This window comes from Bacteroidales bacterium, assembly GCA_031276035.1.
Lineage (GTDB): Bacteria > Bacteroidota > Bacteroidia > Bacteroidales > BM520 > RGIG7150.
Genome location: JAISNV010000012.1, coordinates 25201 through 40126 on the forward strand (window position 1 = coordinate 25201; position 14926 = coordinate 40126).

Below are 14926 nucleotides of genomic sequence, written 5' to 3' on the forward strand. Positions count from 1 at the left end.
TCGACCTGAATTATATTTTATCTATATAAATTCATCATTAAATTATTGCTGATGCTTCTAAAATGAGTATTTATTTGGTCGCAATTGATCAATTGCGACCAAATAAATATTTGCAAATTATATTTTTGCACTGCGAGTTTACTCCCTCCGAAGAAACATGAAAGAATCAATTCATATAGGCAGCATAATACGTGATAAGTTAAAAGAAGACGGCAGAGCGGCATCCTGGTTAGCAAAAAAATTGAATTGCAACAGAACCAATATATATAAAATATTTGATAAATCCGATATCAACACAGACCAGCTACTTATGATCTCAAAAATATTAGATCATGATTTTTTTTCATATTATTCTAAAAGATTAAATAATGAACCGAATGGGGAAGATAATAATATCAAACATTTTCACTAACAGAAATGATAATGGAATAGAAATTTCTTTTTACAATAATAAATTATTGATTTTTATATCTTAGGGATAGTATTTATTAACAAAAATAGGTAAGTTTATAAGTGATAATCAACAAAAAGGTTGTATCAAAATTCTTTCCGACTTAAAGGAAAACCATGATACAACCTTCTATTATCAGCAATAAATGCGCATCAATAGATATCAATAATTTTTTACCTTTTCTCTCAAACGGTTTTCTGTGCTCAGTTTGTCGATTACCAGCTTAATAACTTCATCTAATTCGCTGCCTTCTGCATAATTAGCAGGAGCAATATAATCTACGCGATTTTGCTTGATTAGATCCAGACATTGGTCTTTGAGAGTTTTTCCCGTTAAAGGAGATATTTTATTAGAAGGATTATAAACAGCAATGGCGGTTCCCCGTTGATATTTTATCATCTTCATTGCCGGCACATCGGTTTCTCCGTCGCCGATATAAACCATATTCGTAAATGGAATTGCCCTGTCTTCATAGGGCACGTATTTATTTATAATAGTATTATCGTAAGAATTGTTAACTCCCTTATTTATTCTATACAAATACTGCGTTTTGTTGGTGTAATTAATTGCTAAAGCCGGCCATTCCGCAATTCCATCTTTATTATATTTGAATCCTGAAGCAAAAATGTTTTTAAAATGTTTGGCGATAATGGTTCCGGATACAAATTCTCTCAATCCCGAAGAAATAATGTGATGTTCGATGATAATATTCCTTTCGCCGGCGTATTTATTAATTCTATCAAAATAAGTTTCTACTCCTTTGAAAAATTTAATTGATTTGCCGTAATTTGTGAAGGATTCTTTCTTAATTGATATTTGATTCTCTTCCGCCTTCTCGAGCATAAGCTCCATATAAGCAAGAATTTCATCCATATCATTATCTTTAGCCTTTTTATTAGCTTCTTCCCAAAACTCATGATTACCGATACCCAGTTCCGGAATAAACTTATGTTCCTGCATATTTCCCGGTGCCAAAGTACCGTCAAAATCATATGCAAAGGCTATTTTAAATTTTTCTTCCATATACAGTCTTATTTGCTTTGAATTTTAATATTGTTGTTTATCTGTTTAATTGCCATTAATGTTTCGGCAATTGGATGTGTATAAATTTGTCTTATCAGCAAACTAATTATCCATCTCTTTTATGAAAATATACTTCAAAAATCATTTACAGACAAATTCTTATCCCAAATTACTTTCATTTTATATGTATCTTCCACAACTTGTATATAGGCATTAAGAGGGATTAATCCTACAGAAATTCTTAATTCATCAACTTTTTCAGTATCTTCAATAGGCCAAATATAAATTACATTTTCCTTACCGTCATTTTTTATTTCACTTTTGGTTTGAGTTCCATACTTCTGCGGTTTATTTCTTCTCATTAATATCCGATCTTCAAGAGTAGCTGCATTTGACTTTTGAATAACACCTTGATCAGCTTTTTCTTTTATTAAATTAAAATATTTCTCTGAATATGAATTATCCCCATGATCAATCACTAGAAAAATAGCTGTATTTGCACTATCAGATAAATTGTCCGGCCAACCGTATGTATCCAATAAATCGGATACATACATTTGATTAATAGCATCTATTGAATCCATTTCATGTTGTATTGAAATTAACTCTATTGAAGGGTTTTGCATCATTTCAATAAACCTAATTCTAACCTGTTGATCATCATTATAAATTTTGCATAACTTAATATCAATATCTTTTAAATCACATGATTGAGCAAATAAATTATTTGGACTAAGAAACAATAAATTTACCGACAGAATTAACAAGAACTTCTTAATATTCCACATATTTCAAATTATTTACTTTAGATATACTATATTTGAAAATATATTTTCTACAACATCGAAATACATACTATTCTTCTTTGATGCTTTTTCCCTAATCCACCATCGGATTTAAAAACCTATTTCCGTTACTGCTGACAACATTATTATTTTTATCTATTATAACGCTGTCAATGTTTTCCGATGAAGGGAAGGCATCTTCTAAAACAACATTTTTTCTGATATATGCAGGTTCGTTACAGAGTTTGTCCGTTTCTTCCATTGAAAGCGGTTGACTAAGTTCACGCAATGAATTCAGCATGTTTTCTCTTTTCACTGAGAAATCTTTTACAAGTTCTTTATTAATACTTGCACCGGAATCTGTAACAACCACAGTTTCTTTCTTAGACGGAAACAACTCATATTTATTGACCAGTTCACCGTCATCTTCAGTTTCAGATTTAATATCTTCAACTTTCGATGAGATTAATGTATGGATTACCGGACTTTCATTACCTACATCATTATTGTTTTTATTTTGTTTTTTATATGGGGCATTATCGTTCGGGGTAATACTGTCGTCATCTTCCAGTTTATGTCTTACCAACGGCAAATCATTAGCAGCAACACCAGTAGCAATAATACTTACCGATACATTTTCACCTAACGATTCGTCGGAAGTATAACCCATGAAAATATCAACCTGATGACCGGCCTCATCATAAACAAATGAGCAGATTTCATCAATTTCATCATGTGTAAGCTCGTTACTACCTGATGTAATATGTAATAATATTTTCTGTGAACCTTTGATGTCATTATCGTTCAGTAGCGGAGACTTAATAGCCTCTTTGATAACTCTTTCGGCACGATTTTCTCCTGAAGCTTCACCATATCCCATAATAGCAGTTTTGCTGTCTTTAAGAACGGTTTTAACATCTTCAAAATCTACATTAATATACCCCGGAAGAGTAATAATTTCGGCAATCCTTTTAGCAGCCGTCCACATTACTTGGTCGGCACTAGCCATAACCTGTCTGAATCCCATATTTCCGTATAATTCCCTTAATTTATTATTATTAATAATAATAAGAGAATCAACACATCTTCTTAGTTCTTCAATTCCGTTTGCAGCAAGCAATTGGCGTCTTCTTCCTTCAAACTCATAAGGAATAGTAACAATACCAACTGTTAAAATGTTATGTTGACGTGCAAGGTCGGCAATAACTGGAGCAGCACCGGTACCTGTTCCGCCGCCCATACCTGCAATAATAAATAACATTTTAGTATTCGGGACAATACTGTTAACAATCACGTCGGCTTTCTCAATAGCAGCCTCACGCGCTATTTCAGGAATAGAACCCGCACCTAAACCGGAATGCCCGATCTGTATCTTGTTTGTAATTGGGCTCAATTCCAAAGCCTGATTATCAGTGTTGCAAACAATAAAATCAACACCTGCAATTCCTTGATTATACATGTGGTTAACGGCATTTCCGCCACCACCACCTACACCGATTACTTTAATTATGGATGAGAGTTGAATCGGCAAATCGAAACCTAAATCAATATTCATTTTATTTTATTTTTAAATTATATATTATCTTTAATTATTTTATCAAAAAATCCGAAGAAACTATTGCCTTTGCCATTGTTGTTTTTATTACCTGCTTTTGTACCAGTAGTTTTTTCTTCAAGATTATCAAGTGCGAGCTTTACAAGTCCGACCGAAGTAGCATATATCGGGCTGTGTAATTCTTTATCGGAATGTGCGGAGAGATGTTCGTTCGGATAACCTATTCGTGTGTCCATCCCGGTAATGAACTCCGTAAGTTGAACAACATGGTTAAGCAATGAACCGCCGCCGGTAATTACTATTCCTGCTATTAATTTTTTCTGATAACCCGAACTTTTTATTTGAAGATAAACTTGTTCAAGAATTTCCTCCATTCGCGCTTGAATAATAGACGCTAAATTCTTCAGTTTAATTTCTTTCGGTTCCCTGCCGCGTAATCCGGGAATTGAAACAATATCATTTTTATGTTCAGTAGCTAAGGCAGAGCCGAATTTTATTTTCAAATCCTCGGCATATTTTTTTATTATTGTACACCCTTCTCTGATGTCTTCGGTAATAATTTCGCCGCCAAAAGGAATAACTGCAGTATGTCTCAAAACATTTTCCTGAAATATTGCAACATCGGTAGTACCGCCGCCGATATCTACAAGAACAACGCCGGCTTCTTTCTCTTCTTCACTTAGAACAGCCTCCGCAGAAGCAATAGGTTCCAAAGCTAACGACTTCAACTCCAAACCCGCTCTTTGAATACATTTGACAATATTTTTTACCGAAGTTGTTTGCGCAGTGATAATATGGAAATTAGATTCGATGGATTTTCCTGCCATGCCAACCGGATTAATAATTCCCGATTCACCGTCGACAGTATATTCCTGAGGAACTACATCAATAATTTCATCACCCGGATCAACGGCAATATTGCGCATACTTTCTGCCATCTTGCGAATATCTTCCGCACTGATTTCATCGTCGGCATTGGCTCTGATTGTCGAACCTCTATGCTGGATACTTTTGATAAACTGGCCTGCAATACCGACATGAACTTCCTTGATATCTACATCAGAATCATCTTCGGCTTTCTTCACGGCTTTTTTAATTGATTCTACGGTTTGGTCTATGTTAGCTACCACACCTCTCTTAACACCGACAGATTCAACTGTGCCATGACCTAAAACTTCGATCTTTCCTTCTTCGTCTTCTCTACCAACTACAACGGCAATTTTTGTTGTACCGATATCAAGACCTACTATTATCTCCGACTTTGCCATAATACTTATTTTTTTATTGCTACTATCTGATTTTTATAATTTAAATTCAATTCTCTATACGCTTCTACTTTTTCGCCGACAGCTTCAAGGAAATATCTAAGATTATCGGATTTTTCCTCCAAATCAACAATCTCTCCAATAGATACGGGTTGTTCTATATAATTTGTCGACAACAAATGACGTTTGTTTTTATCAATAAATATCGATTCTGTTATTGCTTTAAAAAATTTATCTTCTTCAATAAAGTTAATCAGCATATACGTTTCATCAGTAATATTACCGCTAACAATAATCAATTCTTCACCGTAATACGGCGATTTTATCAATTCTCCCCTATCGGTAAGAAACTTTATATCCGATTTTGAAAGATAAACTTTAGCAACCGGGTTTTTCTGAATAACTTCAATTAATAAAGCTCCCGTTACACCGCAGGAAATATACACAGTATCAACGGCTTCCAATCTATATAGTTTATCAAGAATCAACTGATGATCCAAAAGCTTAATATTTCTTCCTGTAAACTCATCAATTTCACCACTCAAGAATTCCATTAAGAGTGTATCAATCAGCATTAACCTGTTTTCCTGTGCAACAACTTCGAGCTTAACATCAGAAATATTTCTGTTATTATACTTATGTGAATAAATAAATAATACGACAATAACAAATACGGTAAATGCTATTGATAAAATCCTTATCATTATATTTTTAAACTTTGCCATATTTATTTATCAATTGATCATTAATAACCTTAACCATTTTATCTATATCGCCGGCACCAATCGTTACAAATATCTCAAAATCACTATTTCCAACAATCTCAGCAACCTGCGATTTATCAATGACTACTACATCTTCCGAAATCTTCTCCGCGAGAGCTTTAGAAGTAATTCCTTCTATCGAAAGTTCGCGTGCGGGATATATATCCAAAAGATAAAGTTTTTCAAAACGTGCTAATTCTTCTGCCAATTCATCCATAAAATCACGCGTACGCGAATAAAGATGCGGTTGAAAAAAAGCACATATCTTTTTTCCGGGAAAAACCTCATCCAAAGCATCTTTCAAACTTGCTATTTCTGTCGGATGATGAGCATAATCGTCAATATATACAATTCCATTATTTTCATATACGACGTCAAACCTTCTTACAACGCCTTGATAATTACGCATTGCATCTTCGATTTGCTTATCGGAAATATTCATTTTATGAGCCAGAACATATGCCGCACAGAAATTTGAAATATTATGTTTACCATAAACAGGTAATTTCTCAAACATAATTTGTTTTCCGTCGGCATTCATAATTATTTTAGCAGAATTCATTACGATCTTTGCCCGACTATTTTCATACTCATAAAACTCAACCTGATATTTTGCGCCGTCATTTATTCCAAAAGTTGTGTGTGCGTTGAAATATTGATTACAATTTTTATTTATGATTCTATTGTTTTCATCGGCATTTTCAAGAAATTCACGATACGATTCAATCATTGATTCGAAATTGTTATAAACATCAAGATGATCGGGATCGGCTGCATTGACAAGTGCAATATCCGGATTTAATTTCAAGAAAGAACGATCAAATTCATCCGCCTCAACTATTGCAATATCAGCATTCGGGGAATCTATTAAATTTCCTTTGATATTCTTACTGATACCGCCGATAAATGCGGTAACCGGAATATTATTGTAATTGAAAATGTGCGAAATCATTGAAGTAATTGTTGTCTTACCATGAGTTCCTGCTATTGCTATGCAATACTTTTCATCGGTAATTAATTGTAATACTTCCGACCTTTTCAAAACATTTTCAAAATTTTCTTTTGCAAATTGCAATTCTATACTATTATCAGGAATTGCAGGAGTGTAAATTACCAAGTCGGTATCATCAATAATATGATTTGTATTTTCTTCAAAATAAACATCAATCCCCAACTTAAAAAGTAAATCAGTGGTTATTGAAGGACATCTGTCGTAGCCGGCAACGTAACAATTACGGTTATGGAAATATTGCGCCAGAGCACTCATTCCTATCCCGCCGATGCCTATCAAATAAACCGATTTTATGTCTTTCAAATTAATCACTTCTATTTTAAATTTACATTATCAATAACTTCAACTATCCTATTTACAGAATCTGTAATTGCCAAGCTTTTTATATTCGTTTTTAATTTATTTAATTCTTCCTTATTATTTAAGAGATTTTCAATTGCAGGAAGAAGTTCATCACTAACCTTAGTATTTTCAACCAGAATCGCCGCATTTTTACTTACAAGCGACATTGCGTTTATCATCTGATGATTTTCGGCAGCAGTGGGCAAAGGCACTAATATTGACGGCAATCCGACCGCACAAAGTTCCGAAATAGCCAAAGCTCCTGCTCTGGATACAACTATGTCGGCAACTGAGTAAGCATAATCCATCTTCTTAATAAAATCATAACAAAAAACATTTTCAACTTTGTTTTTTTCTATTGCCGATTTTGCGGTTTCGTAAAATAAAGTACCGGTTTGCCAGATAAAATTCGCTTTAGACTTAGAAAGTAAATTTATATTGTTTGCGAGCGTTTCATTGATGGCTTTTGCGCCCTGACTTCCGCCGACGATAAGTACAACAGGCTTGTCGTCTTTTATATTAAAATATTCGAAAGCTACAGAGTCTTTTAGTTTGATATTAACAATTTCTTCTCTGATAGGATTTCCTGTTTTCACAATTTTATTTTTGGGAAAATATTTTTCCAGTCCGTCGTAAGCAACACAGATAGCTTTAGCTTTCTTCGCCATCATCTTATTTGTCTTACCCGGCAATGAATTTTGTTCTTGAATAACAATATTGATATTAAGCGATTTCGCGGCTTGAAGCACTGCACCGCTGGCATATCCGCCAACACCAATCACAACAGAAGGTTTAAATTGTTTCAGCAATTTCTTCGACTGAGAAACACATTTGATAAATTTAAACATCAGAGGAATATTACTCAAAACAGATTTACGATTCATTCCCGTAATATTCAGTCCGATAATATCATAACCGGCCTGAGGAACTTTTTCCATTTCCATTTTACCATTTGCACCAACAAATAGAATGTCGGCATCAGGATGTTTTGCTTTGATGCCGTTGGCAATGGCAATCGCCGGAAAGATATGTCCTCCGGTACCACCACCACTGATTATGTATTTATGCTTGCTCATGATAATTTATTATTTGAAGGTAAATTTCTTACGGCAACACTCTGAATGATTCCGGCAGCCAAACACATACTTAATAATGAGCTGCCGCCTTTACTTACAAAAGGCAATTGCTGTCCGGTTTCCGGCGCAATTCCTATACAAACTAAAATGTGAACTGCGGCCTGAAGCATTATTAATATTCCTAAACTGAATACCAAGTATTTTCCGAATAAATCGTTTGTAGATAAAACTACTTTGGCTATTCTCAACATAAGAGCAACGTAAACGAAGATTATGAACGTACCGAGTAAAATTCCGCCTTCTTCTACAAAAGCGCTGAAAACAAAATCGGACTCGATATTCATCAAAAATTCCTTCACCTTTCCGTCACCAAAGAACGTTCCGAACAAACCGCCTCTGCCGATGGCATTTGCCGGATCGTTAACTAATAATTCAAAATTAAATAAGCTTCTTATTCTTTGAAGCCAGGTAGCGGTTCTTCCGCCGAAAAACAAAGCATATATCAAAATAAATAATATTCCCGCACCCAGAATTGCCCAGATATATTGTTTTTTTATTGGTGTAATTAAAAGCAATAAGAAAACCGCCGCCATCATAATTAATGTTGACGATAAGCCTTGTCTTTCCAGACAAATTGCACCTACCACTCCAACGGGAAGAAGTATATATAAAATGAAATCTTTCCATGATGAATTGATTTCTTTTATCTTATCATTACATACAAAACATAAATATATCAACATAAAAGCTTTTGCAAACTCAACCGGCTGAATACTAACCGGCCCCAACCTCAACGTTCTTACAGCTTTTGCGGCACCAACTCCCAACGGCGTGTACAATAAAATAATAGACAACAGGGAAAATGCACAGGCAACCAACATAAAAACTTTGAAATTCTTACTTTGGTAATTGATATGTTCAAACCCGATGATTATTATTAATCCGAGAACAACAAAAACCAAATGCTCCAGCATTACTTTTCCTACCCCAACTGTTTTCGGATAAGTTGTAAGCACGCCGATGAATGATAATAAAAGTAATATTACCAATGCAGCATAAATTCCTTTGTCGCCTCTAATTAATTTAACCATGATTATACTTTGTTTACAGCTTTTTTAAATGAAATACCTTTCTCGTTAAAAGATTCATAATTATTATCGGGGCAAGCCGGCGACAATAAAATCACATCACCGCGAATACTATTGTCAAATGCTTTGAGTACAGAATCTTCCATAGAATTTCCAACAATAATTTTATCAACCAAACCTTGAAAATTATCTAAAATACTATCAATATTATCACCCATATAAACAATACATTTCACTTTATTTCTAACCAAATCAGACAATTTTGAATAATCACAATTCATATCATTTCCGCCGGTTATCCATATTACCGGTTTAATCATATCCTCCAATGCATACCAGGTAGAATTAATATTTTCCGCTTTTGCATCATCAACAAAATCAACATTCTGAATAGAAGCTACAAACTGCAAGCGATGATCTCTATTAAAATAATTTTGAAATGAATTTCTTAAGTTTTCATTTCTAATATCCACAATATTAGTAGTTACAGACGACGCTAATGAGTCGTGTACTTTCATTCTTCCTTGTTGAGCTAATTTTTCAAAATGCATAATAAATCTTTTCAATTATCTGATTTTTAAAGTAACAACAGTTAATACCGCTAACATAATTCCAATGATAAAAAATCTCATCACAATTTTTTGTTCTGGATATTTTTTTTGTTGGAAATGATGATGTATAGGCGACATTAGGAAAACCCTCCGACCTGTGCCGAAACGTTTTTTAGTATATTTAAACCATGTGGTCTGAATAATCACAGAAAGTCCCTCTATTAGAAAGATACCGCAAAGCAAGGGCAAAAGAAGTTCTTTTCTGACAAGAATAGCGAAAACCGCTATTGTTCCGCCAATGGAAAGACTTCCTGTATCGCCCATGAATACTTGAGCCGGATGAGTGTTATACCAGAGGAAACCTATACACGCCCCGACAAAGGCCGCAATAAAGATCGTCAGCTCGCCGACTTGCGGAATCATCATTATATTCAAATAATCGGCAAAAACCGCATTACCTGAAACCCAGGCAAAAATACCGAGTGTAGCGCCGATAATAGCCGATGTTCCTGTTGCCAAGCCGTCTATTCCGTCCGTCAGATTTGCACAATTGGAAACAGCAACAACAATGAGAATCACAATCGGAATAAAAATTATCCACGCCCATTTATACCTGCTGTCTTTATCAACAAACCACAATATATTTTCATAATCAAGTTCATTATTTTTTATAAAAGGAATTGTTGTTGTAATTTCCTTCTTAGGTTCGGAAAACGAATAAGTTTTGGAACTGCTTTCAACGCCTGTGGAATCAATTTTAGTAATAACTTCGGAATTAGCAACAACATGTTCCTTGACAACTATATCGGGATGACAATAAACAACAACTCCAACAAAAACACCTAACAATACTTGTCCGAAAACTTTAAATCTTCCGGCTAAGCCTTTTTTATCCTTTCTGAAAACTTTTATATAATCGTCAAGAAAACCGATAATACCTAACCAAATAATAGTAACCAACATTACAATAATATAAATATTTTCGAGTTTTGCAAAAAGCAGGACGGGAACAACAGTTGCAAGTATAATTATTAATCCTCCCATTGTTGGTGTTCCTTCTTTTTCTTTTTGTCCGGGAAGATTAAGATCTCTAACAGTTTCGCCGACTTGTTTTCTTCTAAGGAAATTTATAATATATTTTCCGAAGATCATGGAAATGATTAAAGACGTAATTACCGCTGCACCAGCTCTGAATGAGATGTATTCAAACACACCGGCACCCGGAAAATCGAAAACTCTGTCTAAGTATTTGGCTAAATAATAAAGCATACTAATTTAATATTTCATTAATAATTTCCACATCATCAAAATGATGTTTTACTCCATTAATTTCTTGATAATTTTCATGGCCTTTACCGGCAACAATTAAAATATCTTCTTTATTCATCATACGAACCGCCGACTCAATCGCTTCTTTTCTATCGGTAATCGTAATTACTTTCTTACTATTTTCTAATTTCACTCCGGATAAAATATCCTTAATAATTTCCTTAGGATTTTCTGTACGCGGATTATCAGATGTTATTATTGCAATATCAGCGTATTGAGAAACAATATCTCCCATAATCGGGCGTTTGCTTTTATCTCTGTCTCCACCGGCACCGAAAACACAGATTATTCTTTCCAAGTTTGGTAAACCTGTAACCGAAGTCAAAATATTTTGTAATGCATCCGGCGTATGAGCGTAATCAACAATTATAGATTTGTTTTCTTTGTTCGGAATTAATTGAAATCTTCCCTTAGCACCTGAAATATTGCTTATTGCAGCTCTCAATTCATCTTCAACAACACCGCAGAGAATGGCTACGGCATACGCTGCTAAATAATTATACACATTAAACTTAGCAGGTAAAGGAAAGAAAACTTCTTTGCCATTAATAATAACATCGCTACCTTCACTATGCATCTCAATAATCTTCGCATGGAAATCGGCAATATTATTTATTCCGTAAGTATAAACTTTGGCTTTGGTATTTTCAACCATCGTCAAACCGTTCTTATCATCAATATTTGTCAGAGCAAAAGCATCTGAAGGTAAAATATTGAAGAACATTTTTTTTGCGGCAATATAATTCACAAAAGTTTTGTGATAATCGAGATGATCATGAGTAATATTTGTGAATATGCCGCCTTTGAATCTTAATCCGCTGATTCTTTGTTGATGTGCGGCATGTGAACTTACTTCCATAAAACAATATTCACAACCTTGATCCGCCATTTTAGCCAGATTTTCATTTAAGCTGATCGGATCAGGCGTTGTGTGGGTTGCTTCAAATTCCTTTTCACCTATTTTAATACATACCGTAGAAATCAATCCGCAATAATAACCCAAATACGTGAAAAGATTATATAATAAGGTAGCTGTAGTAGTTTTTCCGTTTGTACCCGTAATACCTATTAAATTAATTTTTTCCGAAGGATTATCGTAAAAGTTTGAAGCAATGATTCCTGCTGCTTTTGCACTGTCATTCACACGGATATAGCAAGCTTTTTCACTTATAATTTCCGGTAATTCTTCACAAACAATAACTTTAGCACCCGACTCTATTGCCTTATCTATATAATGATGCCCGTTAGTATTATAACCGTTAATAGAGATGAACATTGAATCTTCAATAGCTTTTCTTGAGTCGATATATACCGATGATATAATGGTCGGCATATTGCCGATCATTTCTCTTATCTTAATATTTTTCAATATCTTACTCATTATTATTCAAGTTTGCTATTTTACTCCACACAGTTGAAGTAGAATTATCAATTATTATTCTTTCAAAAAACCTGTTATCTGTTGCGGCAATTTTATCTGCAATTTCACGAGCAACCGGAGCTGCAACAGTAGAAGCATAATATCCGCCTTGCGGTTCACTGATTAACACATAAATTGTGTACATTGGATTTTCCGAAGGGAAAAATCCGGCAAAACTTGCATTATATCCGGTTTTTTGATTTCCGACATTATATTGTGCCGTACCTGTTTTCCCGGCAAAATTATAATGAGCTGTTTTGAATGCGAACTTCCCTGTTCCTTCATGAGCAGCCTCAGTTAATATTTCACGCGCTTTTTCAGCAACTTCAGGTGAGCAAATGGTATCAACAATAGTTGTTGGAAATCTTTCGGCTTTATATGATTTATTTTCCGAAATACCAGTAACAAGTCTGGGTTTCATATAAACTCCTTTATTTGCAATTGCATTATAAAATGTTGCCATTTGCAAAGGTGTTATTTCAACTTCGTAACCATAAGCAATTTGAACTAAACTAACTTTCCACCATTCTTTATGCCTTATTGTAGTTTTAGTATCTTTAAGGAAAGCTTTACCCTCACCCTCGATCTCAATTCCGGTTATTTCACCAATATGCAACTTTCTAAGTCCGTCTATAAATTTTTGTTGATTTTTTTCATAAAGATCCCAAATAATCATACAAGTTCCGATATTCGATGATTCGGAAAAGATTTCGGCAGGAGTTTCAAAAGCATTAGCCGGTTTATGAGAATCTACAATAACTCTCGGACCTACTTTCTTTCTGTCAGAGGTTCCGAGTTCATATTTTTTATTCCAGTCTAAAAGTCCATCATTCATTGCAACCAAATAAGAAGCTAATTTGAATACAGAACCCGGTTCGTAGACATGTTTAACAGCAATGTTTTCGGAATGCAGATAAGCATCTCCGCTTTTTACCAAACTAACCATAGCTTTTATATCGCCTGTTGCAACATCCATTACGATAACACATCCTCGTTTTCCTTGACTTTTTTTCATTTGCTTCAGCAAAGCCGAATAAGCAAATTCGGATATTTCATAATTAAGCGTCGATTGAATATTCCTTCCGTCAGCAGGAATAAAATCTTCTCCTATTTTCACCGGTTTATAACTCCTTGCCGTTCTTACAATTTCGAACTCCTTAACATCACCCATTAATTCCTTTCTATAAGTATAAACAAGTCCTTGTTTACGAATCGTATCACCGAAATCATCCTGTCCCAAAGTTCTTCCCGTAACACTTTTATTGAGAAAATCAACTCTGAAACTTTCTTCCATAAGAAATCCGCCCGAAAACTGCGGTAAATTAAAAAACGGAAAAGTTCTCATCAGGTCAATATCATCAAAAGAATTTCCTTTACTTATCAAATTATAAGTCGATTTCTTATTATAAGCCGTATTAATTTTTGTTTTATATGATTTTCCGTTATTTTTACTTTTAAAATTAGCATCCATATAATATGTTAAGCTATCTGTACTATTGAATTTCAACAGGTTTTGATATTTTAATATATTGTTGGTATTCGGGTTATCACTTTCCATTTCATTTTTCAGATATTTTTGTACTCTGAGGGTATATCTGTTTGCGACTTCCGTATCCCAGGCAACTTTAAAAGTAGGTGAATAATAAGCTATATATGCGCCTTTATCATCAAGAATATTTCCGCCCATACCTACAAGAACTTCTTTCTTGGTAGCTTGTTCTGCGATAATTTTTTTCATTGCCGAACCGTGAGCAATGGCGATATAAATCATCACAAATATTGCAACAACTGCCACAGCAATGAAACTCAAACTGAAGATTATTATAGCTTTATTTACTCTTTCCATTGTTTTCAATTATCTTAATTACAGTCGGATCGGCAAGAATTTCCGAATAAGCTATATCATTATTTTTAACAAATTCCTTTAACAGAACTTCAGGCGTAGTCATCAAACTTATACGTGCTTTCGTCTGATGATGTTTTACGGTAATCTCTTTCAATTCTTCTCTAAGTACATTTATCTCATTGTATTTTCTAACCGGAACCAATCTTAATCCTACAATAAATAAAATAAGCACTACAATATAAAGAATGAACCAGAGCGGACTCCTCCAAAGGTTATTTGAAAAAAGGTAATCTCCCGAAATAAATTGGCGCAAAGAATTAAGCAAAATATTATTCTCAACTTTCTTGTTGCTTTTTCTTTTCGGTGTTTCATTCTTTTTCTTAACCGCAGCTTCCTTTTTCTTAAATGTATTTGCCATA

At 34.2% G+C, this 14926-nt stretch carries 14 protein-coding genes; 1 reads left to right on the forward strand and 13 read right to left on the reverse strand.

The window, feature by feature from the left end; genetic code table 11:
* The first annotated feature begins 157 nt into the window (after positions 1-157).
* The gene (locus LBP67_03175; GenBank protein MDR2083976.1) at positions 158-412 is read left to right on the forward strand and encodes an XRE family transcriptional regulator; all 255 of its coding nucleotides are present in this window, start codon (positions 158-160) and stop codon (positions 410-412) included.
* 201 nt (positions 413-613) lie between these two features.
* On the opposite strand, the gene LBP67_03180 is transcribed toward LBP67_03175, so the two are convergent.
* The 13 genes from LBP67_03180 to LBP67_03240 form a co-directional block, all read right to left on the reverse strand.
* Positions 614-1474: a haloacid dehalogenase-like hydrolase gene (locus LBP67_03180; GenBank protein ID MDR2083977.1), complete on the reverse strand. Its 861-nt coding sequence runs from the start codon at positions 1472-1474 to the stop codon at positions 614-616.
* 134 nt (positions 1475-1608) lie between these two features.
* On the reverse strand, positions 1609-2262 hold the full coding sequence (locus tag LBP67_03185; GenBank protein ID MDR2083978.1) for a hypothetical protein: 654 nt from the start codon (positions 2260-2262) through the stop codon (positions 1609-1611).
* Between the two features lie 91 nt (positions 2263-2353).
* Complete coding sequence (gene ftsZ / locus LBP67_03190) at positions 2354-3814, reverse strand: cell division protein FtsZ (protein MDR2083979.1); 1461 nt, start codon at positions 3812-3814, stop codon at positions 2354-2356.
* A 17-nt stretch (positions 3815-3831) separates the two neighbouring features.
* Complete coding sequence (gene ftsA, locus LBP67_03195; protein ID MDR2083980.1) at positions 3832-5082, reverse strand: cell division protein FtsA; 1251 nt, start codon at positions 5080-5082, stop codon at positions 3832-3834.
* Positions 5083-5087: 5 nt separating this feature from the next.
* Positions 5088-5804 carry a hypothetical protein gene (locus LBP67_03200; GenBank protein ID MDR2083981.1) on the reverse strand — a complete coding sequence of 239 codons (717 nt, stop codon included), beginning with the start codon at positions 5802-5804 and terminating at the stop codon, positions 5088-5090.
* Positions 5791-7158, reverse strand: coding sequence for a UDP-N-acetylmuramate--L-alanine ligase (gene murC, locus LBP67_03205; protein MDR2083982.1), 1368 nt, complete (start codon positions 7156-7158; stop codon positions 5791-5793). Before murC ends, LBP67_03200 begins: the two co-directional genes overlap by 14 nt.
* A gap of 11 nt (positions 7159-7169) precedes the next feature.
* Positions 7170-8273 (reverse strand): undecaprenyldiphospho-muramoylpentapeptide beta-N-acetylglucosaminyltransferase, encoded by a 1104-nt coding sequence (gene murG / locus LBP67_03210; GenBank protein MDR2083983.1) that lies wholly within the window; start codon positions 8271-8273, stop codon positions 7170-7172.
* Positions 8270-9364 carry an FtsW/RodA/SpoVE family cell cycle protein gene (locus LBP67_03215; protein ID MDR2083984.1) on the reverse strand — a complete coding sequence of 365 codons (1095 nt, stop codon included), beginning with the start codon at positions 9362-9364 and terminating at the stop codon, positions 8270-8272. The genes murG and LBP67_03215 overlap by 4 nt, the downstream gene beginning before the upstream one ends.
* 2 nt (positions 9365-9366) lie before the next feature.
* Positions 9367-9927, reverse strand: a complete 561-nt coding sequence (locus LBP67_03220; protein MDR2083985.1) for a hypothetical protein — start codon at positions 9925-9927, stop codon at positions 9367-9369.
* Complete coding sequence (mraY, locus tag LBP67_03225; protein MDR2083986.1) at positions 9928-11181, reverse strand: phospho-N-acetylmuramoyl-pentapeptide-transferase; 1254 nt, start codon at positions 11179-11181, stop codon at positions 9928-9930. It abuts the gene before it with no gap.
* A 1-nt stretch (position 11182) separates the two neighbouring features.
* A complete protein-coding gene (locus LBP67_03230; protein MDR2083987.1) occupies positions 11183-12628 on the reverse strand; it encodes a UDP-N-acetylmuramoyl-L-alanyl-D-glutamate--2,6-diaminopimelate ligase in 1446 nt (481 codons plus the stop codon).
* On the reverse strand, positions 12615-14507 hold the full coding sequence (locus LBP67_03235) for a hypothetical protein (GenBank protein ID MDR2083988.1): 1893 nt from the start codon (positions 14505-14507) through the stop codon (positions 12615-12617). The genes LBP67_03230 and LBP67_03235 overlap by 14 nt, the downstream gene beginning before the upstream one ends.
* Entirely contained in the window at positions 14491-14925 is a 435-nt protein-coding gene (locus tag LBP67_03240) for a hypothetical protein (GenBank protein ID MDR2083989.1), read from the reverse strand. The genes LBP67_03235 and LBP67_03240 overlap by 17 nt, the downstream gene beginning before the upstream one ends.
* Position 14926: the final 1 nt, after the last annotated feature.